Source organism: Kibdelosporangium banguiense, from assembly GCF_017876405.1.
Taxonomy (GTDB): domain Bacteria; phylum Actinomycetota; class Actinomycetes; order Mycobacteriales; family Pseudonocardiaceae; genus Kibdelosporangium; species Kibdelosporangium banguiense.
In genome coordinates this window covers 4,299,132-4,320,524 of sequence record NZ_JAGINW010000001.1, presented here as the reverse complement: position 1 = coordinate 4,320,524, position 21,393 = coordinate 4,299,132, and the positions used below count along the sequence as shown (strand labels likewise).

Here is a 21,393-nt window from a genome sequence, read left to right as displayed (position 1 = left end):
CATCCTCGCATCCATAGCGTTGACAACGTTCAACCGCATAAAACTCGGTTAGGTCAAGAATTAACCGCAAGGCTTGCGCGAAGCGTCAGTGTGGAATAGACCACACGGTCATGGACGCGTGCCGGGTCATCGGCCTGATCTCGGGCACGTCGGTGGACGCCATCGACGTCGCCCTGGCTGACCTGCGTCTTCGCGGTGACACCGTCGAGCTTGTGCCGGTCGGGCACATCGAGGCCGGCTATCCCGCGGACGTGCGCGAAGAGTTACTGGCCGCGTTGCCGCCCGCAGGGTGCACCGCGGAGCAGCTGTGCAAACTCGACACGAAGATCGGACAGGCATTCGCCCAGGCAGCAGGCCGCGCACTGGCCGAACTCGGCCAGGCCGACGTGATCGCCTCGCTGGGGCAGACCGTCTATCACTGGGTCGAGGACGGCGACTGCCTCGGCACTCTGCAACTGGGCCAACCGGCCTGGATTGCCGAGTCGACCGGCTTGCCCGTGATCGCCGACCTGCGCGCGCGGGACGTCGCCGCGGGCGGGCACGGCGCGCCGCTCGCCGGCCTGTTCGACCAGCTGTGGCTCAAGGACGAAATCGCGCTGAACATCGGCGGGATCGCCAACATCACGCGTGGGTCCGTCGCGTTCGACACGGGACCCGGCAACGCACTGCTTGATCTGGCCGCGCAGATGGTCGCCGGCCAGAGCTACGACAAGGACGGCGCCCTCGCGCCGGCAGGCAAGGTCCGCCACGACTTGCTGGACGTGCTGCTGGCCGACCCTTACTACCGGCTCGACCCGCCGAAGTCGACCGGCAAGGAGTACTTCCACCTGAGCTATCTGCAGGCGGCGCTGGACGAGGTCCCCGCCGTGGACGGCCCGGACCTGCTGGCGACGTTGGTCGAGCTGACCGCCGTCACGATTGCCGAGGCTTGCAAGGGACATCGTGTGGTCGCCTCTGGCGGCGGGGTGCGTAACCCGGCACTGATGGCCGCGCTGTCCGAGCGGCTCGACGTCGTGACAAGCGATTCCCTGGGGATACCGAGCGACGCCAAAGAGGCGTACCTGACCGCACTGCTGGGCTTCCTGACATGGCACGGCATCCCCGCTGACCCACCCACCGGCGCGGCCGGTCCACGACTGCTCGGCAGCATCACGCCGGGCCGTGGACCGCTGCGCATGCCCGCCCCGGCGGCCATTGATGTGAGGCAGTTGCGAGTTACACCACTGGGAGGGTCTCTTGCGTGTTCTTGACCTCGCCATCATCGTGATCTTCCTGGTCGGCATGCCGCTGTTGGGCGTGCTGATCGGCGGTAGACAGAAATCCTCCGACGACTACTTCGTCGGGGAGTCCAAGATCTCCTGGTGGGTGGTGTGCCTCTCGGTGGTCTCCGCCGAGACGTCCACACTCACCGTGCTCAGCATCCCGACGGTCGCGTACCTCGCCACACCCGGCGCGGGCGGGATGACCTTCCTGTCGCTCGCGTTGGGTTATCTGATCGGCCGCATCGTCGTGTCGTACGTGCTGCTGCCCAAGTACATCGCCGGTGATCTCGTGACCGCGTACGCCTTCCTGGGCAAGCGGTTCGGCACCGGTGTGCAGAGCACGGCATCGGTGACATTCCTGTTCACCCGGTTGCTCGCCGACGGTCTGCGGCTGTTCGCCACCGCCATCCCGGTGAAAGTGGTGCTCGCCAGCTTCGGCGTGACCGCGAACTACTGGGTGATCGTGATCGCGCTCGGCGTCGCGATGGTCGTGTACAGCTACTTCGGCGGTGTGCGCGCGGTGGTCTGGGTCGACGCGATCCAGATGCTCTGGTACATCCTGGGCGCGTTCGCCGTGATCATCGTCCTGGCCGGCAAGCTGCCCGACGGGTGGCTCGGCAAGGCCGCCGACGCCAACAAGTTCCAGCTCTTCGATGTGTCCTCGCCGGTGCTGACCAGCCCGTACGCGATCCTCACCGCGGTGCTCGGCGGCGCGGTGCTGTCGATGTCCTCGCACGGCGCCGACCAGCTGATCGTGCAGCGGCTGATGGCCACCCGGGACGTGAAGGCCAGCCAGAAGGCGCTGATCGGCAGCGGCATCGTGGTGTTCCTGCAGTTCGCGCTGTTCCTGTTCATCGGCACCATGCTGTGGGCGTTCTACAACGGCGCCGCGCCGGTGAAGGACCTGAAGCTGAACAACAACGACGAGCTGTTCGCGAGTTTCATCGTCAACGAACTGCCGAACGGGCTGTCCGGCTTCGTGATCGCGGGAATCCTGGCCGCGGCGCTGAGCTCGTCGCTGGGCGCGCTGGCGTCGTCGACAGTCACGGATGTCTATCAGAAGATCGTCCGCCGGAAGCTGACCGACAGCGAGATCTTCCGTCAGGGTCGCATTTGGACAGTGGTCTGGGCGGCCATCCTGGTGGTGTTCGCCGGACTGTTCGCCCAGTTCACCACCCGTGGCGACCCCATCGTGGAGCAGGGCCTGTCGATCGCGGGCTTCACCTCCGGCGCCCTGCTCGGCGCGTTCTTGCTCGGCCTGATCTTCCGCAAGGCCAGGCAGTTCGACGCGATCGTGGCGTTCGTGACGACAGTGGTCGTGATGGCGTTCGTCATCCTCGGCCTGAAGTTCAACAAGGCCGAAGGAAGCTTCCTCGCGGTGGACTTCTCCAAGGCCGCAGGCAACTCCGTGAGCCTGGCCTACCCGTGGTACCCGGTGATCGGCGTGCTGATCACGTTGCTCGTGGGAGGCCTGCTTTCGTTGCGCCACAAGACACCCGCGACCCCACCCGAAGAAGAGCCCGCCGCAGCCGCCAAGGCTGCTTGATGAAAAGGCGCCTCCAGACCCCCTCTGGAGGCGCCTTTCTCTAACGCCCGTCGACCTTTGTCGCGGCGTCACCGAACGCGAACGGGTGCGGCTCACATTCGGCGATGAAGTCTGCCGGGAATCCGAGCTCGAACTCCACCGCGCCCTCCAGCTGTTCGATCAGTTCGCCCGGCAGCGTGAGCTCTGCCAGATTCTCCGTCAGTTGCTCGACGCTGCTGACGCCGACCAACGGCAACACCTTTGTGGATTTGCTGCGCAACCACGCGAGCGCCACTTGCGCGGGCGTCGCCCCCAGTTCGTCCGCGACCTTCCTCACGGCTCTTGTCGCCGCGTGATCCCGCTCGGTGAGCGTCTTCGGGTCAACCCGCTTCGAACCTCCCGAGAGCACACCACCCGCCAACGGAGCCCAAGTGGCGACACTCATGCCGAGCCCTTCGGCCATCGGCAGCAACTCCCGCTCAATGTCCCGCTTGAGCAGGTTGTACGGCACCTGTAACCCGGCGAAAGGCGTCCATCCACGCCACTCCGCGAGCGTGTTCGCACGGGCAATCACCCAGGCCGGAGCGTCCGATATGCCTATATAGAGCACTTTTCCCGCACGGATCACGTCATCCAAGGCCCGCATCGTCTCTTCGACCGGGGTGTGCCGATCCCACAGGTGCACCCAGTAGATGTCGATGTAGTCGGTGCGCAGCCGTTTCAGACTCTGCTCCAACGACAGCACCAGATTCTTGCGATGATTACCCGCCGCATTGGGATCCTTGGCATCGCGTGACAATGTGTACTTCGTCGCGATGACAAACCGGTCACGCCGCTCGACAACCTCCCCCAGCACAGCTTCGCCGTTCCCATACGCCGACGCAGTGTCGAGCACATTCCCGCCCGCATCGGCATACGCGTCCACAACCCGCCGACACTGCCGGGCGTCCTCCCCCAGCCCCATCGTGCCCAGCAGAATCTCCGAAACCCTCAGCCCAGTCTGCCCAAACAGCCGATACCTCATGCCACAAAGCCTGACCTGCCCAATCACCCATAGGGAGACCGCGCCAGGGCCCCTCTGAGCAGGGCACAGTGGACGGTACGGCTGCCACCCCGTCCGGCAGGCCATCGGCTATGTGGGCTATTCACGTCCACATCCGGCCCGCGGAAGCCTATTGTGGGAACACCATTGGGAGGGGACGGCGATGACCGGCACCACGCGGGCGCCACGACGGCATTACGGCGGCAGGTCGGACGCGGAACGACGAGCTGAACGGCATGAGCGTCTGATGGAGGCCGGGCTGGAGTTGTTCGGGTCGGAGGGGTACGCGGGTACGTCAATCGAACGATTGTGTGCCACGGCGAGTGTGTCCACGCGCAACTTCTACGAGGAGTTTCCCAGCCGGGAGGCGTTGCTGGTCGCGTTGCACGACCGGATCACCCAGCGGGCCATGCAGAACGCGCTCACGGCGCTCACCGGATTCGAGGACGAGCCGCTGGCCGAGCGGGTCGGCCGGATGGTGCGGGCCTACATCACCACCACGTCGAGTGATCCGAAGTGGACCCGGCTGGCCTATGTCGAGGTGGTCGGGGTCAGCGCGGCGGTCGAGGAGCATCGGCTGATGTGGCGGGAACGTATTGTCAAGTTCCTTGTCGATGAGGCGAACCGGGCTGTGGAGCGCGGCGAGGCCGCGCCCCGGAACTTCCTGCTGACATCAGTCGCCTTCATCGGCGCGGTGAACGAACTCGTCTACTACTGGTCGATGCACGACCGGACGCCGCCGTTGGACGACCTGTGCGCCGAGCTCACGCGTCTGGCCGTCGCCGCGATCACGGCGTCTTCTTGAGCATCAGCAGTACTTCGACCACGCCGTGGTCCTCGGTGCTGATGCCGGGGATGCTGGGGTCGGGGATGCCGTAGTCGGCGAACGCCACCGGGATGCTGGTCTGTACCTGGATGGTGGCCGCGTTGCGCACCACGCTCAGTTCGACGTTCACGGGTTTCTGCTGGCCGCGCAAGGTGAGCTGGCCGGCCGCCTTGACGGTCGCCTTCTGACCGGCGGCGGGTACGGAACCGAAGTCGACCGGCGCGGTGAACGCGAAGGTCGCCGCCGGGAACTGGGATACCGACATGATCCGGTTGCGGAACTGCTCGTCCCGGCCGCTCTTGTCGGTCGCCACGGATCCCATGTCCACCGTGACCGTGCCGCTGGTGATCTTCGTGCCGGCGATCGCGACCGTGCCAGTCACCTTGCTTGTCCGGCCGACGGCAGTGGTGTCCTGGCCGAACAGGATCTCCTTGACCCGGTACCCCGCCTGTGATCCGTCCGACACGGTCCACGACCCGTCGACCGGTACGGCGTCCCCGCCGGCCTGTCCTTGCCCGAGGGCCAGTTCCTGGGCGGGAGGGTCACTGAAAACGTTGATGTAGAGCCACGGCCCGCCGACGAACCCCAGCAATGCCAAGGCGATCGCGCCGATCAGCCACGCTTTCCAGTGACGCCTGAATTTACCCATGCGGTTACTACGCCGCTGCCCGTGGATCGGTTCATTGTGTCCCGGCGACAGTGCGGGGCCGGGGTGTTGGCGGGCGCGACATTGGCCTCGATCTTCCATGAAAACAGACTTATCAGAAAAACATTAAAGAGTTTTCAGCGAGAGGAGACTCGATGAGCGCCAAGCGACTGGCAGGCATCGTCGCCGGCACGGTCGCCGCTCTCAGCCTCGTGGCCACACCGGCCGCGCAGGCGCAGCAGCTGCGAGACGTGGTCCTGATCGGCAACGCCCAAGCCGGCACCGTCAGTTTCCTGGACGGCCGCACCTTCCAGGTGCTGGGCACCCTCGATGCCATTCCCGATCTGGAACAGCGGCTGGCCGCGATGAACCCGATCGAGCGGATCGGGTACGAGATCGTGAACTCCATCCAGGGGTACAAGAAGTTCGTCGACGACATCGCGCTCTCCCCCGACGGCACGAAACTGTATGTCTCCCGCGGCAACCTGGCCGACGTCGTCGCCTACGACGTGGCGAGCAAACGCCAGCTTTGGCGGACCAAGGTCGAGGGCTTCAAGGCCGACCACGCCGCGATCTCACCGGACGGCAGCAAGTTCATCGTCTCGGCGCTGAGCGTGGAGAAGGCACACGTCTTCGACACCGCGACCGGCGCCATCCTCACCAGCTTCCCGACCGGCGCGTACCCGCACGGCAACGACTACTCGCCGGACAACCAGACCCTCTACAACTCCAGCATCGGCAACGTGTCACTGCTCAAGGCCTTCAATGGCATCAAGGGCAAGCGCCAGCTGACCGCGGTCGACCCGGACACGTGGACGGTCAAGCGGACCTACCAGTTCGAATACGGCATCCGCCCGGCGTTGTTCATGCCGGACAACAAGACGATGTATGCACAGCTGTCATACCTCAACGGCCTCGTCGAGTACGACTTGGCCGCGGGCCGGATCGTGCGGACCGTGCAACTGCCGTACAGCACGAAGGCCGCGGCGATGAGCCCGGACTCCTACCCGCAGAACTCCGCGCACCACGGCATGGCGTACTCCGGTGACCGGATCTGCGCGGCCGGCACGATCGACGACTACACCGTGATCCTGGACCGGCCTGGGCTTGCCGCGAAGGGATACGTCAACTACGCGACCGACAGCCTGCCGTACTGGACGACCACAAGTGTTGACGGAAAGTACTGCCTGGTGTCACTGAGTAAGCGCAACGCCATCTCGGTGATCGACTACGCGACAGCAAAAGAGGTGGCCACCGTCCCGGTCGGGAACTTCCCGCAGCGCGAACGGCTGGGCAAGCTGAGCGAGGCCGCTGTCCGGTCACTTGGTTAACGGCGACTGCTCGCAATACCGTCACAGCTGAAGGTATTGCGAGGAGGCGAAGATGCCGGGTCGGACGGGACTACGTCGGCTGCTGGAACAAATGCGTGCCGACCCGGGCACTGTCGAAGGCGCCACGGCGGCGGCCAGAGGGAAATCGGCTCTGGTCGCCGCCTTGCCCACACAGGATGTGCAGCGCCATATCGCCGCGCTGCTCGCCGCGGTCTCGGCGGCCTACATCGACGACGTGGACCTCGGCGAGAGTGTCCACGTGGCCGACCGGCTGGCCGAGGACCGTGCCCTGCAGGGCATCCCTCTCGCGGCATTGCTGGAGGGCTTCCAGGCCGGCCGGCACTTCGTGATGAGCCAGGTCTTCGAGCGCTCGGCCAAGGACGGCCTGGAAGGCGAGGAGGTCTTCACCGGTCTGATGGAACTGGACTGTCTGGCCAACGAGATGCAGAACCGGCTTGTCCACGTCTACCGGGAAACCGAGTTGAGCCTGACCCGCACGACCCACGCCGTCCGGCTGCAGGCATTGCGAACCTTGTTGCACAACAGGGAATCCCGTGTGCGGCCAGGCGGTCCCGCGGCGAGCGTCGCGGCGGCGGGGCTGGACACGCGCAAGCTCTACCACTGCGTGATCGCGGATGTCAGCGCACCGCGGGAAGCCCGGCAGTTCGAGGCCGCACTCACCACCTCGGATGGCTTGTGCGGCATGGTGGACGGTTATCTGTGCGCGGTCAGCCCACGGCTGCCCGAGGCACCGTTCGAGATCCTGCTCGTCGCCGCGCCCGCGGTGCCGGCCACGGAACTGGCTGGGGCGTACCGGCTTTGCCAGACCGCACTGGCCTCCGCACGGCGCCGCCGGTTACGTGGCCTGCAGCACCTGACTTCGCTCGCGTTGCCGCTGAGCGTGGACACGCATCCCGCGCTAGGGCGGATGCTCGCCTCGGAACACCTCACCGGGCTGGACCGGTCCGACGAGTTCCACCAGTTGCTCGCGCAGACCGCGTTGGCCTATCTGGAACATGGCGGCCGCACTGATCTGGTGGCCAGTGCACTGCATGTGCACCCGAACACTGTCAAACACCGCCTTCGCCGGATGGCCGAGCTGACGTCGTTCGATCCGGCGCCCAGCGGCAACGGATCGCTGGCGCATTCCTTGCGGTGGTGGTGGGCTTTGCAGTCATGGCTTTCGCCGGTAGCTCACGAGCTCTAGTTCGACGCCGAATCCCAGCCTGGTGAACATGCCGGCCGACGCCTGGTTGTCGACCGCGACCACCGCGGCGGCCTGCCTGCGCGCGCCGTTCTCGGCGTCGAGCCGGCTGATCAGGCCGCGGACGACCTGTCTGCCCACGCCGACACAGCGCATGTCGGGTTCGACCGCGACATAGTCGACGTAGTGTTCGATTTCCTGCGAATAGCCGGCGGCAAAGCCCGCCAGCCTGCCGTCGGCCTGCCTCAGTACGGCTATCGAATGCTTGCCGTTGAGCAGCTGCTCGGCGGTGCTGGTGCGGTTGGGAAAACATCGCTCCAGCAGGACAGTGAACTGTTCGTTGAGACTGCCGTCCGCGGGCAGCGCCTCGACTTTCTCGGTGTCCTGCGCGAGCAATGAACGCAACTGCGCGCCCGCGAGAGTGAATATCCGGGTCGGTTTGTCCTTGGTGAAGCCGTGCCGGTCGGCGAACTCACCGAGTTGCCGGTGCTCGACATGGCCGTAGAGGTTGAGATCTGTGATGCCGGTCATGTGCGGAAACTTCAAGGCGGCGTGGAAAAGCGCGTCGGCGGTCGTGTGCCATGCCTGTGGCGCGGCCGGGTGGCCGCTCGGAACATCCACATGTGGCCCGTACAGCCAGGCGCGGCCTAACTCGGGGTTCACGTCAGTACTCAGCACGCCACGCAGGCCGCCGCTGGACGCGACGGCCACGACGGCGCCTTCGTGCCAATCAGGTTCGACACCGGCCAGCTCGTCGGCGATTTCCTCCTCGGTGTACCCGAAGAAGCCGATGTGGTGCGCGGGGTCGGCCTGCAGGCGGGCGATGAGCGACACGACTGCCGGCAGATCGGCCCGCGTAGCCGGACGGATCTTTGTCATGTCCGAAATCCTGAACTTCCGGACGCCCGCGCGCACCTGGTTTAACCCCGGCCGACCCTGCCGGCCGGGGTTCGCCCAGCTAGAAGGCGATTTCAGGCGGTCAGCCCCAGGCGGACGTCCTCTTCCGGTTCGGCCTCAAGCGCGTGCCGGACGGTCTCGGCCGCTTCGTCCGGCAGCCGGCCCCGGGGCCACGACCTGAGCACGTGGACAGCGGCGGTCCGATGCCGAACCTTTCCACGCAGCGGATGCGGCCCCCACGCCCGCACACGTCGTGTCCGTTCGAATACCGCCATATCCCGATCGGACTGCATACGCACCACGGCATACAACGTGAGTTTTCCCGTGGAACCCGGTAGCAGCAACATATCCCGGTCACGCCCACCCAGGGCATCAGCGATCCTGAGCGCGTCACAGCCCGCGAACAGATCATGAAGCTGGTGCAGCGCTTGGGTTTCCGATGGCGACTCGGTGACGTGTCCAGCAGCTTGCGCGGCACTCAAGGCCAGCGCGTGAACAAAAAACGAAACCCGGTCATCGGCTGCCACTGGTAGCCCCCACGGGCTCATGCGATGGGGCGGAAGCCGCCCTTCAAGTTGGTCACGACACAGATGATGGCGCACATACGGACTCGACGTCAACCACACATCCGAGTCAGTCCACAAACGACTTGAACCCTGGACTACCGGACAGGCAGCGTGTACACGTCCTCGTAAACACCTTGCAGTTCAGTCGTTTCCACGATCCCGGCGAGCCGTTCAAGGGCGTCCGGGCGCGTCAGAACCGCCCGGCGTTCCTCGAACTGCGCCATCGACATGTCCAGCTCCAGGATCGTGATGACCTGCCGGTCGTCGGCGACATTGCGCGCGACGCTGACCTTGGCCGGGTAGTCACCGTCCAGGTCCTGCGGAACCCAGGCCTGCATGAACTGCTCGTAGGTCACGCCCGCTTTCAACGTCCGGGCGAACACTGCACGCAACATCGCACACCCCAGTGAGAAGATCGGCTGCCGCCAGCCTAGTCCTTCTTCTGGTTGAGGCGCTGGGAGATGACCTGGGTGACACCGTCGCCGCGCATGCTGACGCCGTAGAGGGCGTCGGCGATCTCCATGGTCGGTTTCTGGTGGGTGATGATGATCAGCTGGGAGGTGGCTTTCAGCTCTTTCATCAGGCCGATCAGGCGACGCATGTTGGTGTCGTCCAGTGCGGCCTCGACCTCGTCCATCACGTAGAAGGGCGAAGGGCGGGCGCGGAAGATCGCGACCAGCATGGCGACCGCGACCAGGGACTTCTCGCCACCGGACAGCAGCGACAGGCGCTTGATCTTCTTGCCGGGCGGGCGGGCCTCCACGTCCACGCCGGTGGTGAGCATGTCGTCGGGGTCGGTCAGGATCATCCGGCCCTCGCCACCCGGGAACAGGGTGTGGAAGACGATCTCGAACTCGCGGGCGACGTCCTCGTAGGCCGAGGCGAAGACCTCGAGGATCTTGTCGTCCACCTCTTTCACCACAGTCAGCAGGTCGCGGCGGGTGTCCTTGAGGTCTTCCAGCTGGGTGGAGAGGAACTTGTAGCGCTCCTCCAGCGCCGCGAACTCCTCCAGCGCCAACGGGTTCACCTTGCCCAGCAGGGAAAGGTCCCGCTCGGCCTTCTTGGCGCGGCGCTGCTGGGCGTCGCGGTCGTAGGCCGAGGACGGCGGGCGGGTCACGTCCTCGCCGCGTTCCTTCGCCGCCTCGTACTCGGCGATCTCGTTGGGCGGTGGCGGAACCGGGCGATCCGGGCCGTACTCGGCGACCAGGTCGTCCAGGCCCATGCCGAAGTCCTCGGCGATCTTGGTTTCCAGCTGTTCGATCCGCAGCCGCTGCTCGGCTCGGAGAACCTCGTCCCGGTGCACGGCGTCGGTCAGCTTCTCCAGCTGCGTCGACAGCTCACGCACGCGCATCCGGACCTCGGTCAACGCCGCCTCACGCTGGGTGCGCCGCGACGCGACCTGATCCCGCTGCTCGGCGGCGCGCTGCAACGACAAGTCGATGCGTTCGATGGCGAGCTCACCGCCGCGGACAACAGCATCGGCCACGCGCTTGCCGCGTTGACGCGCCTGCCGCGCACGCTCGTGCCGCTCGCGGGCCTCGCGCTCCTGACGGGCGGCACGGCGAAGACCTTCGGCCTTACCGGCGACGGCACGCGCACGTTCCTCAGCCGTGCGCAACGCCAACCGCGAGTCCATTTCCTGCTGGCGCGCGGTGTTCAGCGACGCGACGGCCTCGTCACGCACCCGCGAGTCGGGCTCGTCGTCGAGTGGCTGCTCCTGGGCACCGAGCAGGCGCTCCTCCAGCTCGGCCAGCTTGGTGAGCTGCTCCTCACGGGCCTGCTCGACCTTGGCACGCTGGTTGCGGACGCGCTCGACCTCGGCCATCGCGGTGTTCGCGGCCTGACGCATCCGCGCGATCCGCTCACCCGAGCGGGCCTTACGGACCTTCGCCTCGCCCAGCGCTTCCTTGGCCGCGTTGACCTCGTCACGCCGTGCGTCCTGCTCTGCACGAGCACCCTCAAGCGCCCCAACGGCTTCCGCGAGCCCACGCTCCACAGTGGCCAGTTTGTCGTTGGCCTCGTCAACGGCCGCCTGCACTTCGATAACGCTCTCGGCACGTCCGGAACCACCGACGGCCCAGTCCGCACCGAGCAGGTCGCCCTCGGTCGTGACCGCGCGCAGCGACGGCTGCGAAGCGACGACCTGCCTTGCGGTCACCAGATTCTCAACGACCACAACACGATCGAGCGCACGTTCCAAAGCGGGCCGCAGACCGTCCGGGCACCGCACAAGATCGATCGCCCACCGGGCCCCGCCCGGCAGCATCGGCCAGACCGATCGATCCACAGTGGACCCACCACCGCCGATGACGATCCCGGCGCGGCCGGCGTCGTTGTCCCGCAACAGAGACAACGCCGTCATCGCGTCTTCGCCACCGGCAACCGCGACCGCATCCGCGATCGGGCCCAGCGCCGCGGCCAGCGCGACCTCAGCACCAGGCTGCACCGTCAGCAAAGCGGCGATCGACCCGAGCAGACCCGGCAACCGGTGCCCGGCAGCAAGCAGCGCACCCGCGCCGTCTTTACGGCTCAGCCCCAGCGAAAGCGCGTCGACACGGGCACGCCACGAAGCGATCTCCCGCTCAGCCGCACGCTCGGCGGCGACCAGCTCGTTGACCCGGGCCTTGGCGTGTTCGGACGCCTCGACCGCTTGCTGGTGCCTGCGCTGCAGGCCTTCGTCGTCAGAGTCCTCGACGCCGGTCTCGAGCTCGGTCTCGGCCAGTTCGCCGGCGGCGACCTCGGCACGTTCCTCGGCTTCGGCGAGGGTGGTGGACAGCCGCTCGATCTCCTCGGCCGTCGCACTGTTCTTACTGCGCAGCGCCTCGACCTGACCGGCGAGCCGCGCCAGGCCTTCCCGCCGGTCGGCGATCGCCCGTACCGCGGCGATATGCGCCTTTTCGGCAGCCGCGACCGCGTTCTCCAGCTCGGACCGGCGCCCCAACGCCTCCGAGAGGGCCTCGCGGGCCACCTCGACGCCTTCGGCGAGCTCGACCTCCAGCTCAGCGGCCTCTTCGGCTTCGGCTTCAAGCACTTCGGGGTCGCGGCCCTGGTCCTGGCGTTCGCCGCCGTCCGCGAGATGCCGGGCACGCTCGGCGGCCAGCCGCACCGTGCCACGCAGCCTTTCAGCCAGCGCGGACAGCCGGTACCAGGCATCTTGCGCGGCCTGCAACGCCGGCGCGTCCTCAGCCAGCGAGGCTTCCAGCTCGTTCTGCTCGGCCTGCGCGAACTGCAGCGCACGCTCGACCTCACCGCGTTTGGCCCGCGCGCTGGCCTCGTCGGCCTCTTCCTTGGCCAGTTCGTAGCGCTGGGTCACCAAATCGTCCGCGATCAGGCGAAGCCTCGCGTCCCGCAGCTCCATCTGCACGACCTGGGCGCGGCGAGCGATCTCGGCCTGCTTGCCCAGCGGCTTGAGCTGACGGCGCAGCTCGGCGGTCAGGTCCGTCAGGCGGGTGAGGTTGGCCTGCATCGCGTCGAGCTTGCGCAGCGCCTTCTCTTTGCGCTTGCGGTGCTTGAGGACACCGGCCGCTTCCTCGATGAAGGCCCGGCGGCCCTCCGGCTTGGACTCCAGGATCGCGCCCAGCTGGCCCTGGCCGACGATGACGTGCATCTCCCGGCCGATACCGGAGTCCGACAGCAGTTCCTGCACGTCCATCAGCCGGCAGGACGAGCCGTTGATCTCGTACTCGCTCGCGCCGTCCCGGAAGATCCGGCGGGTGATCGAGACCTCGGTGTAGTCGATCGGCAGCGCGCCGTCGGTGTTGTCGATCGTGAGCGTCACCTCGGCGCGGCCGAGCGGCTGGCGCTGGCCTGCGCCCGCGAAGATGACGTCCTCCATCTTGCCGCCGCGCAGCGACTTGGCGCCCTGCTCACCCATCACCCAGCTCAGCGCGTCGAGCACGTTCGACTTGCCGGACCCGTTGGGGCCGACGACACAGGTGATCCCTGGTTCGAAGCGCAGCGTCGTCGCTGAGGCGAAGGACTTGAAGCCCTTCAGCGTCAGGCTCTTGAGGTGCACGAAACGGTTGACCTCTCCGGTGCGACTGGGACGTCGGGGCGCGATCCTGTTGATCAAGGACCGCGGTGGCTATCTCAGCGAGGGTACCCGGGCACGGTGAGCATCCGGTGGAGGCACGCTCCCCGCGTCGGCGGATACCCGCTCCTACGTGCGCCGACACGCCGCTCAGGGCGAATGCATGCCGACCAGGACGCCACCCGCCGCGATTACCTCCACCCGGTCGATGTCCTTGAGCCGGATGGAGCTGCTGCCGGGGATCGAACGGACCTCCCGGTAGTACCCCGCAGTCCACTTGCCCGCGACTTCCTGGGTCCCATCCCGGCCGTAGACGACAAGGTGACAGATCTTGCGCCCAGCCGGAACATCCTGCATGGAGACCTTCACCTCGGTCCCCCATCCCCGGCTGGTCAGCTCGACCCGCCCGTGAACACCGGTGGTCGGATCGACCGCAGTCCACGTAACCGGCGAGATCGCGGTATCGGTATTCCCCCCGACCGGCCGGAACATGACCAGCCCACCAATAGCCAGCAGAACAACCGCAGCAGCCGCGGCCACAGCCAGCCCTTGCCGCCGCCACCAGCCCCGACGGGCCGCCTTCGGCGAAATGTCCGTCACCGGCGAAAGCACCTCGACAACCGGAACATCACCCACCGGCTCCTGGCCGCCTGGAAGCTCCGCAACCAATTCGGCAGGCATTTGCGCGGACGAGTCCGGTGACTGTTCGGAAACAGGCTGCGAGGGCAACTCACCAGCCGGATCAGCGGGCAGGTTCGGCAGCGGGTCGGCGCCCTCCGGCGAGGCCGGGCCGGTGATTGTTTCTGCTGGTGGCGGGATCGGAGGCAGCGGGAAGGCCAGGTCGATGGGGATGTCGGCCGGGATGTCGGCCAGCGGGATGGCGGGCAGCAGGTCGGCCGGCAGTGGGGGTGGTGGCCAGTCGGGGGCGTCGCCGATCTCTATCTCGGCGTAGTCCTCGGGGGTCAGCCGTTGCAGGAGGCCGGGCAACGGGGCGAGCCGCAGCATCTCGGCCTTGCAGATCGGGCAGGTATCCAGGTGCCGGGAGAACGCCGACCGGTCGGCCGGGTCCAGTGCGCCAAGCAAGTAGGCGCCGAGCGAGACGGTGTGGCGGCAGGTCATGGCTCGGTCACCCCCCGTTCCTCAAGAGCGTCGCGCAACGCGCGGAGCGCGTAGAACGACCGCGATTTGACAGTGCCCGGCGGGATGCCGAGCACGGAGGCCGCCTCCGCCACGGTTCGCCTGCGGAAGAACAGCTCACCGATCACCGCGCGGTGCTCCTTGCTCAACGCGCGCATCGCCTCGGCGATCTGCCAGCTCTGCAGCACCCGGTCGAAGTCGTCATCGGTGCGCGGGATGTCCTGGGCGGGCATGGGCACTTCGGTGACTCGCGCGCCCTGCCGGCGGTATCCGGAGACGATCAGGTTCCGGGTCACCGTGTACAGCCACGGCCCGGCCTGATCCACACTCAAGGTGTGCGAGTTGCGCCACGCACGCAACAGCGTCTCCTGAACCACGTCCTCCGCCCGCTGAAGGTCGCCACCGACCGACCGAAGGGCGTAGGCCAGCAACGGTCGCCTGTACTTCTCGTAGAGCTCGCGAATCAGCTCGTCGCGCTGCTCGGGGGTGCTCCCCACGCCGACTACTACGCCCCCTCCTCCGATGTGGTTCACGCCGGACGGGTGAACCTGCGTCACCGATCGTACGTAGTTGATTTCGGACCGGAACACACCGGAAAAGGGAGGTCGACGTGGTGAAGTTCAACATAGCGGCGCGGGCCGTCGGAGCGGTGCTCGGCGCGCTGATGGTCGTCGTGTTCGCGGCCTGTACCCCGAACGACGGCCCGGCCAAGCAGGACGGCGGGTCTGTGCAGGGCGGCTACTAACGCTCGACGAACCCCCGGAGCCCGCCCCGGGCCTCCGACCAACGCTCCACCACCGTGTCCACACGACCGGGTGAATCTCCACCGCGCAGCATTACGAGCAGTCGCTCGCAATCCTCTCGGCCGCCCTCCGCGACGACCTCAACCCGGCCGTCCTGGAGGTTGCGCGCAGCGCCCACCAGGCCCAGCTCCAGTGCACGACTACGCGTCCACCAGCGAAAACCGACGCCCTGCACGCGTCCGTGCACCCACGCTGTCAGCCGGACCATAGGCCGCTCGGCCCTCGAAACCATGCTCCAAATGATCGCAGGCTCAACGATCGGGTGTCGTTCGGTAGTGGTATTTTGCCGAGCCGTGACGCCCGGTCCGGCCGACGACGGCCGGACGGGATCCCGACGGGGACAACCGAAGCGCCCGCGAGGAGGAGCCCCCGCATGGCCGATTCACCCGACCGGACCGAGCTGCAGCCACCCGCCGAAGGGCCGGTGTCCGGTGCCAGGCGCGCGCCGTACGCTCTGCTCGCGGCCGCCGGAGTCGGCGTTGCGACCGCCTGTGCCGCGCTGGCCAGCTTCGCCGTCGCGAGCGGTGACGAAGCGCGGACTGGCGACAATGTGCCACCGGTCGTCACCCAGGTGAACAACTCCCCCAAGGGTGCGACCCCGCTGTCGGGTGGCGTCAGTGAGACGCCGTCCAGCGCGGAGACGTCGCCGGCTCCAGGCTCGCCGCCGAGCACCTCGTCCTCCAGCAGGCCGCGCAGCAGCGGTACGCCGCAGCCGGGCCAGCCCAACGACCCTGGCCAGCAGAATCCACCGTTACCGCCACCTGGTGGCGGCGGTAACGGTGGCGGCGGCAACGAACCCCCGCCGGAGACAACCTCGAAGACGACGACGTCCTCGGGCGGCTCGAGCACGACCACCACGCAGCCGAGCGGGACCACCACCACGACGGCGAAGTAAGCGGCCAAACGTACTCACACGGGGTAAACCGGGCTGACTAGTAAAACCACCCGAAAGGCCGACAAGATCCCCTGTCGGTGGTACGTTACGCGACCGTGAGTGAAACGCGACCCCGACGCGCCACGATCATGGTAGGGCTGGCCGCGCTTGTCGCCGGATCGGCGATCGCCGGCGCCGCCACCATCATCAAGTTGTCCAACGGCGGGAGATCCCCCGAAGTGCCGGTGGCGATGGGTTACAACGGCGCCGGAAACGAGATCAGACAGACCGGCACCACCCCGCCCTCGCAGACCGCCACGGCGCTGTCCGGTCCTGCCTCAGCCGGTTCGTCCACCCCCACCAGCTCGACTCCGACGTCCACGACCGCCAGTCCGGCCACCAAATCGTCTTCGGCGTCGTCGAGCTCCCCCGAACCCCCGCCGCCACCGCCACCAGCCCCGCCACAGCCCACGCAGACGCCGGAGAACGACCAGCCGGGCTCCCCCAACCCGGCGCTGGCCGCCCAGGTCGTCACCCTGGTCAACCAGGTCCGTCCAGGCTGCCCGATTTCGGTCGACGACCGGCTGACCGCGTCGGCCCAGGAGCACAGCACGGATATGGCGAACCAGAACTATTTCTCCCACACGTCACTCGATCAGAGGACATTCGACCAGCGAATCAAGACAGCCGGTTACCCACGGCCGGGCGCGGAGAACATCGCCAAAGGCCAGCGCACGGCCGAAGCGGTTATGGACGCGTGGATGAACTCGCCAGGACACCGCACCAACATCGAGAACTGCGCGTACAAGAATATCGGTGTCGCGGTTGACACGAATGGGTTCTTGTGGACACAGAATTTCGGTTTCTAGCGAATATCAGTCCTTGAAGCCCCAGGCCTCGAGGGCCTGGCCGACGAACGCACCGCCCACGGCGTTGGCCTCGTCGGCCCGGCCCCTGGCCCGGACCGGCCGGTCGTCTTCCCCGTCACCCTCGATCACCTGGTCGTTCTCGGCCGCCGGGTGACGCCAGCCTGGTCCGCAGCCGTTGGGGCAGGGGTGCTCCAACTCGCGCAGCACCCCGTCGGGGCAGGGCTGCTGCCAGCGCAGCACGCCCTCCCCTTGACACATCGGGCACTCACTTGGGTACCTGGCCGACACCGCCACATGCACGACAATAGTCCTTGCGATTAGGCGCCATTCCCGACCCGAGACAGACTGGGCACTCATTCACACTGCTCACCTTCTTCGTCGTCGCTGGCGAACAGGCCCTCCACATATGAAAGAATCTCGGAATGGTCTGGTCCATAGCAACAAAGACCATCCGATCGAGTGAGTCCCCGTGACCGGGACGTTACGAAAGCAACGCCCTTCGGCCTAATAATTCGTCCAGTTTTCCCAGTGTCACGAAGTCTCGAAGCGGTAGCCCATGCCCGGCTCGGTGAGCAGGTGCCTGGGCTGGGAGGGCTGGGGTTCGAGCTTTCGGCGCAACTGGGCCAGGTAAACGCGCAGATAATGCGTCTCGGCGGCGTATGCGGGGCCCCAGACCTCCTGGAGCAGCTGTTTCTGGGCGACCAGGCGGCCTTTGTTGCGCACCAGCACCTCCAGCACGCCCCATTCGGTGGGCGTGAGGTGGACTTCGGTGCCTTCCTTGAGGACTTTCTTGGCGGCCAGGTCCACGATGAACGAGCCGGTGTCGATCACGGCCTGCTCCTCGCCGGGGCCGGCCACTGTGGAGCGGCGGACGGCGGCGCGCAGCCGGGCCAGCAGTTCGTCCATGCCAAAGGGTTTGGTCACGTAGTCGTCCGCACCCGCGTCCAGGGCCTCGACCTTGTCGCCGGAGTCGGTCCGGGCGGAGAGCACGATGATCGGCACGGTCGTCCAGCCGCGCAGACCGGCGATGACCTCGGTGCCGTCGATGTCGGGCAGGCCGAGGTCGAGGACGACCACGTCCGGTCTGCCTTCGGCGGCCGCGCGCAGGGCGGCGGACCCGTCGTGTGCGGTGATCACTTGGTAGCCGCGCGCCGAGAGGTTGATCCGCAGCGCGCGGACGATCTGCGGTTCGTCGTCGACCACAAGGACCTTGGTCATGACTTGGCCTCCGGAAGTGAGATCACGACGGTCAGCCCGCCGCCAGGCGTGTCCTCGGCTCTGATCGTGCCACCCATCGCGTCGGTGAACCCCTTGGCCACCGACAGGCCGAGCCCGACGCCCGTGCCGCGGTCGTTGAGCCGTTGGAACGGCTGGAAAACCGCGGCCGAAGCCCCCTTGGGCAGGCCTGGGCCGTGATCCACCACCCACAGCTCCACATGATCACCATAGGCGCTGGCGCGCACCGCGACCGCGGGCTCGTCCACGCTCACCTGCCCGTCACCGTCCACATCGACGTGCCGCCTCGGTACAAGTGTCCCGTGCCGCAACGCATTGTCCACCACATTGGCCACAACCCGTTCCAGCAGACCGACATCGGCCAGGACCAGTGGCAGCGTCTCGTCCACATCGACCGCGATGCCGTTGCGTCCGTCCAGTCCGGACAGCGCGCGGGCCACGACCTCGTAGTAGCCGACGGCTTTCATCCGCGGCTCGACGGCTCCGGTCGCCAGGCGTGACGAGTCCAGCAGGTTGTCCACGAGCCCGGCCAGCCGGTCGGCGGACTCCTCGGCGTCGGCCAGCAACTCCGCGGTGTCCTCCTCGGAAAGATCCAGGTCGGGCGCTCGCAGGCTGCCCACCGCGGCCTTGATGGACGTCAACGGCGTACGGAGGTCGTGTCCGACTGCCGACAACAATGCGGTTCGCAGCTCGGTGGTCTCGGCCCGGCGCTGCGCCTGTCGTGCCTGATCGGCCATTCGCTGCTGACGCAATGCAAGCAGCGCTTGCCCCGCTGCGGCCTCGAGCACTCGGCGGTCACCTGCGGGCAATGCACGTCCGCGCAGAGCCAGATGTACGTCATTGGTCACCGGAATGTCCACATCGGCCTCGTCGGGCTCGTCACATGGACTCTCCCCGACGCACGCGACCCGGCTCCATTCACCGTCGGTTTTCTCCAGCAGAGCGACCGAATGCAATCCGAAGTTCTCCCGGACCTTCTCCAGCAATCGGTCCAATGGCTGGTCATGGGTCAGTACAGTCCGCGAATAGGACGCGAGCAATGCCGCCTCAGTGCGCGCCCTTGCTGCGAGCTCCGCCCGTCGAGCGGCTCTGTCGACCACTACGGCGACCATCACGGCGACGACCACCATGACGACCAACGTCACCACGTTTTCCTGAGCGTTCACGGTCAGTGTGTAGAACGGCTCGGTGAAGAAGAAATTCAGCAGAGCCGCGCTGACCAGGGACGCGAACAGCGCCGGCCCGAGACCGCCGACCAGCGCCACGATCACGATCGACAGGAAGTAGTCGATCACATTCGTCGACAGGATCAGGTCGTCCCGCATCCAGACCCCGAACAGGGTCGCCAGCGCGGGCAGCACCACCGCCAGCGACCAGCCGGCAATCCGGCGCCGCCGCGACAACGGGCTCCTGGCGAGTTTCGCGCGCAGCCTGCCGCCGGATTCCTCGTGCGTGACCATGTGCACGTCAATCGGCCCGGATCTCTGCACGACAGCCGCGCCAATGCCCTCGTCGAAGACACGCGCCAGCCGAGTGCGCCGGGAGGTGCCCACGACAAGTTGAGTCGCATTGACCCCACGCGCGAAATCGAGCATTGCCGTCGGAACGTCGTCGCCGACAACGGTATGGAAGGTCGCACCGACGTCGTCAGTCAATTTGCGCAGCTTGCCGACGGCACCGGGACTGACGCCGGTCAGCCCGTCACCACGCAGAATGTGCAGAACCATCAGCTCGGCCCCGGCCCGCGCGGCGATCCGGGTGCCGCGACGGATCAGCGTCTCGCTCTCTTTGCCGCCCGTGATGGCCACGACCACACGTTCGCGGGCTTCCCACGTGTCCGTGATGTCCTTTTCCGCGCGATACCGGCGCAGCGCCACGTCCACCTGGTCGGCGACCCACAGCAGCGCCAGCTCACGCAGCGCGGTGAGGTTGCCGGGACGGAAGTAGTTGGCCAGCGCCGCGTCGATCTTGTGCGCCGGATAGACGTTGCCGTGCGCCAGCCTGCGGCGCAGGGCCTCGGGAGTGATGTCGATCAGCTCGATCTGCTCGGCCTTGCGGACCACCTCGTCGGGCACGGTCTCCAGCTGACGGGCGCCGGTGATCCGCTGCACGACGTCGTTGAGGCTCTCCAGGTGCTGCACGTTCACCGTGGACAGCACGTCGATCCCGGCCTCCAGCAGCTCCTCGACGTCCTGCCAGCGCTTGCCGTTGCGGCTGCCGGGGATGTTGGTGTGCGCCAGCTCGTCGATCACCGCGACTTCCGGTTTACGGGCCAGCACCGCGTCCACATCCAGTTCGTCGAACGCCTTGTCCCGGTGGTCCATGTGCCGCCGGGGCATCACCTCGAGACCTTCGAGCAGCTGCGCGGTCTTGGCCCGGTCGTGTGTCTCGACCAGGCCGACGACCACGTCGGTACCGCGCTCGCGGCGCCGGTGAGCCTCGCCGAGCATGGCGAAGGTCTTCCCGACACCGGGCGCCGCACCCAGGTAGATCCGCAGCTCACCGCGCCGACGCTTGTAATCCACGTCAACAGTGTGCGCTCTGGGCCTGCTCACCCGCGCTTCATGGCCACAACCGCCAGGTTGAGCTTGAGCACATTCACGCCGGGGTCACCGATGCCCTGCGTGGTGTTCTGCGCGACCAGTTGCCTGACCTGGTCCTCGGTCAGGCCGTTCTCCCGGGCCACCCGCGGCATCTGCAACTCGGCGTAGGCCAGGCTGATCTGCGGGTCGAGGCCGGACGCGGACGCCGTCACCGCGTCGGCCGGGACCTTGGAGGGGTCCACGCCTTCGCGCTTGGCGATCGCGTCCTGACGCTGCATCACCACAGCGATGTAGTCCTCGTTCGCCGCGCTCTTGTTCGAACCGCCCGAGGTGGACGGGTCGCCAGCGCCGAGCGGATCCTTCGCACCCGCGGACGGCCTGGTGTGGAACCACGGGTCATGGTTCGGATCTTGGGCGACCGGGTTGATCCCGATCAGTTCAGAGCCCACGGCCTGGCCGTTCTGGTTGACGATCGAGCCTTCCGCGTTGGCCTGGAGACCCGGGATCCGGGACACCGCCCAGACGCCCAGCGGGTAGAGGATGCCGGTGAGGACAGTCAGAACGATCAGGATCCGCAGCCCGGCAAGTATTTGCTTCGTCAT

At 66.9% G+C, this 21,393-nt stretch carries 21 protein-coding genes; 8 read left to right on the top strand and 13 right to left on the bottom strand.

Translation table 11 applies throughout. The features are described from left to right. Window positions 1–110 precede the first annotated feature (110 nt). Both JOF56_RS20445 and JOF56_RS20440 read left to right on the top strand, forming a co-directional pair. Window positions 111–1,250, top strand: a complete 1,140-nt coding sequence (locus JOF56_RS20445) for an anhydro-N-acetylmuramic acid kinase (protein WP_209640563.1) — start codon at window positions 111–113, stop codon at window positions 1,248–1,250. Then, complete coding sequence (locus JOF56_RS20440) at window positions 1,237–2,808, top strand: sodium:solute symporter (RefSeq protein WP_209640560.1); 1,572 nt, start codon at window positions 1,237–1,239, stop codon at window positions 2,806–2,808. Before JOF56_RS20445 ends, JOF56_RS20440 begins: the two co-directional genes overlap by 14 nt. Before the next feature lie 40 nt (window positions 2,809–2,848). Here JOF56_RS20440 and JOF56_RS20435 read toward each other — a convergent pair whose 3' ends face one another. Beyond that, window positions 2,849–3,811 carry an aldo/keto reductase gene (locus JOF56_RS20435; protein WP_209640557.1) on the bottom strand — a complete coding sequence of 321 codons (963 nt, stop codon included), beginning with the start codon at window positions 3,809–3,811 and terminating at the stop codon, window positions 2,849–2,851. Window positions 3,812–3,992: 181 nt separating this feature from the next. On the opposite strand from JOF56_RS20435, the gene JOF56_RS20430 reads away from it, so the two are divergent. After that, the gene (locus JOF56_RS20430; protein WP_209640554.1) at window positions 3,993–4,634 is read left to right on the top strand and encodes a TetR/AcrR family transcriptional regulator; all 642 of its coding nucleotides are present in this window, start codon (window positions 3,993–3,995) and stop codon (window positions 4,632–4,634) included. Here the strand turns inward: JOF56_RS20430 and JOF56_RS20425 are convergent. Further along, the gene (locus tag JOF56_RS20425; protein ID WP_209640551.1) at window positions 4,618–5,304 is read right to left on the bottom strand and encodes a YceI family protein; all 687 of its coding nucleotides are present in this window, start codon (window positions 5,302–5,304) and stop codon (window positions 4,618–4,620) included. The two genes, JOF56_RS20430 and JOF56_RS20425, sit on opposite strands and share 17 nt — an antisense overlap. Window positions 5,305–5,456: 152 nt before the next feature. Here JOF56_RS20425 and JOF56_RS20420 point away from each other — a divergent pair, with 152 nt between their 5' ends. Continuing rightward, the gene (locus JOF56_RS20420) at window positions 5,457–6,632 is read left to right on the top strand and encodes a serine/threonine protein kinase (RefSeq protein WP_209640549.1); all 1,176 of its coding nucleotides are present in this window, start codon (window positions 5,457–5,459) and stop codon (window positions 6,630–6,632) included. A gap of 52 nt (window positions 6,633–6,684) precedes the next feature. Further along, window positions 6,685–7,839 (top strand): helix-turn-helix domain-containing protein, encoded by a 1,155-nt coding sequence (locus tag JOF56_RS20415; RefSeq protein ID WP_209640546.1) that lies wholly within the window; start codon window positions 6,685–6,687, stop codon window positions 7,837–7,839. Here the strand turns inward: JOF56_RS20415 and JOF56_RS20410 are convergent. The 6 genes from JOF56_RS20410 to JOF56_RS20385 all read right to left on the bottom strand — a co-directional run bounded on the left by JOF56_RS20410 (window position 7,807) and on the right by JOF56_RS20385 (window position 14,963). Further along, the gene (locus tag JOF56_RS20410; protein WP_209640543.1) at window positions 7,807–8,715 is read right to left on the bottom strand and encodes a GNAT family N-acetyltransferase; all 909 of its coding nucleotides are present in this window, start codon (window positions 8,713–8,715) and stop codon (window positions 7,807–7,809) included. The genes JOF56_RS20415 and JOF56_RS20410 overlap by 33 nt on opposite strands. 92 nt (window positions 8,716–8,807) lie before the next feature. After that, on the bottom strand, window positions 8,808–9,260 hold the full coding sequence (locus JOF56_RS20405) for a hypothetical protein (RefSeq protein ID WP_209640540.1): 453 nt from the start codon (window positions 9,258–9,260) through the stop codon (window positions 8,808–8,810). Between the two features lie 134 nt (window positions 9,261–9,394). After that, complete coding sequence (locus JOF56_RS20400; RefSeq protein ID WP_209640537.1) at window positions 9,395–9,694, bottom strand: hypothetical protein; 300 nt, start codon at window positions 9,692–9,694, stop codon at window positions 9,395–9,397. A 35-nt stretch (window positions 9,695–9,729) separates the two neighbouring features. Beyond that, on the bottom strand, window positions 9,730–13,314 hold the full coding sequence (gene smc, locus JOF56_RS20395; RefSeq protein ID WP_209640534.1) for a chromosome segregation protein SMC: 3,585 nt from the start codon (window positions 13,312–13,314) through the stop codon (window positions 9,730–9,732). A gap of 165 nt (window positions 13,315–13,479) precedes the next feature. Further along, a complete protein-coding gene (locus tag JOF56_RS58065; RefSeq protein ID WP_245378323.1) occupies window positions 13,480–14,448 on the bottom strand; it encodes an anti-sigma factor family protein in 969 nt (322 codons plus the stop codon). Next, window positions 14,445–14,963: a sigma-70 family RNA polymerase sigma factor gene (locus JOF56_RS20385; protein WP_307855175.1), complete on the bottom strand. Its 519-nt coding sequence runs from the start codon at window positions 14,961–14,963 to the stop codon at window positions 14,445–14,447. The genes JOF56_RS58065 and JOF56_RS20385 overlap by 4 nt, the downstream gene beginning before the upstream one ends. Window positions 14,964–15,076: 113 nt before the next feature. Here JOF56_RS20385 and JOF56_RS59520 point away from each other — a divergent pair, with 113 nt between their 5' ends. Next, a complete protein-coding gene (locus JOF56_RS59520; protein WP_281065459.1) occupies window positions 15,077–15,211 on the top strand; it encodes a hypothetical protein in 135 nt (44 codons plus the stop codon). Here the strand turns inward: JOF56_RS59520 and JOF56_RS20380 are convergent. Then, window positions 15,208–15,501, bottom strand: coding sequence for an acylphosphatase (locus JOF56_RS20380; protein WP_209640531.1), 294 nt, complete (start codon window positions 15,499–15,501; stop codon window positions 15,208–15,210). The two genes, JOF56_RS59520 and JOF56_RS20380, sit on opposite strands and share 4 nt — an antisense overlap. A 141-nt stretch (window positions 15,502–15,642) precedes the next feature. Between JOF56_RS20380 and JOF56_RS20375 the strand changes: the two genes are divergently transcribed. Beyond that, complete coding sequence (locus JOF56_RS20375) at window positions 15,643–16,164, top strand: hypothetical protein (protein WP_209640528.1); 522 nt, start codon at window positions 15,643–15,645, stop codon at window positions 16,162–16,164. 95 nt (window positions 16,165–16,259) lie between these two features. Next, window positions 16,260–17,012, top strand: a complete 753-nt coding sequence (locus tag JOF56_RS20370; RefSeq protein ID WP_307855174.1) for a CAP domain-containing protein — start codon at window positions 16,260–16,262, stop codon at window positions 17,010–17,012. Between the two features lie 6 nt (window positions 17,013–17,018). Here the strand turns inward: JOF56_RS20370 and JOF56_RS20365 are convergent, their stop codons facing one another. From JOF56_RS20365 to JOF56_RS20350, 4 genes are all read right to left on the bottom strand, one after another. Next, window positions 17,019–17,270, bottom strand: coding sequence for a hypothetical protein (locus JOF56_RS20365; RefSeq protein WP_209640525.1), 252 nt, complete (start codon window positions 17,268–17,270; stop codon window positions 17,019–17,021). 273 nt (window positions 17,271–17,543) lie between these two features. Then, complete coding sequence (locus JOF56_RS20360; protein WP_209640522.1) at window positions 17,544–18,230, bottom strand: response regulator; 687 nt, start codon at window positions 18,228–18,230, stop codon at window positions 17,544–17,546. After that, on the bottom strand, window positions 18,227–20,773 hold the full coding sequence (locus JOF56_RS20355; protein WP_209640519.1) for a DUF4118 domain-containing protein: 2,547 nt from the start codon (window positions 20,771–20,773) through the stop codon (window positions 18,227–18,229). Before JOF56_RS20355 ends, JOF56_RS20360 begins: the two co-directional genes overlap by 4 nt. Before the next feature lie 26 nt (window positions 20,774–20,799). Next, window positions 20,800–21,393, bottom strand: coding sequence for a potassium-transporting ATPase subunit C (locus JOF56_RS20350; protein WP_209640516.1), 594 nt, complete (start codon window positions 21,391–21,393; stop codon window positions 20,800–20,802).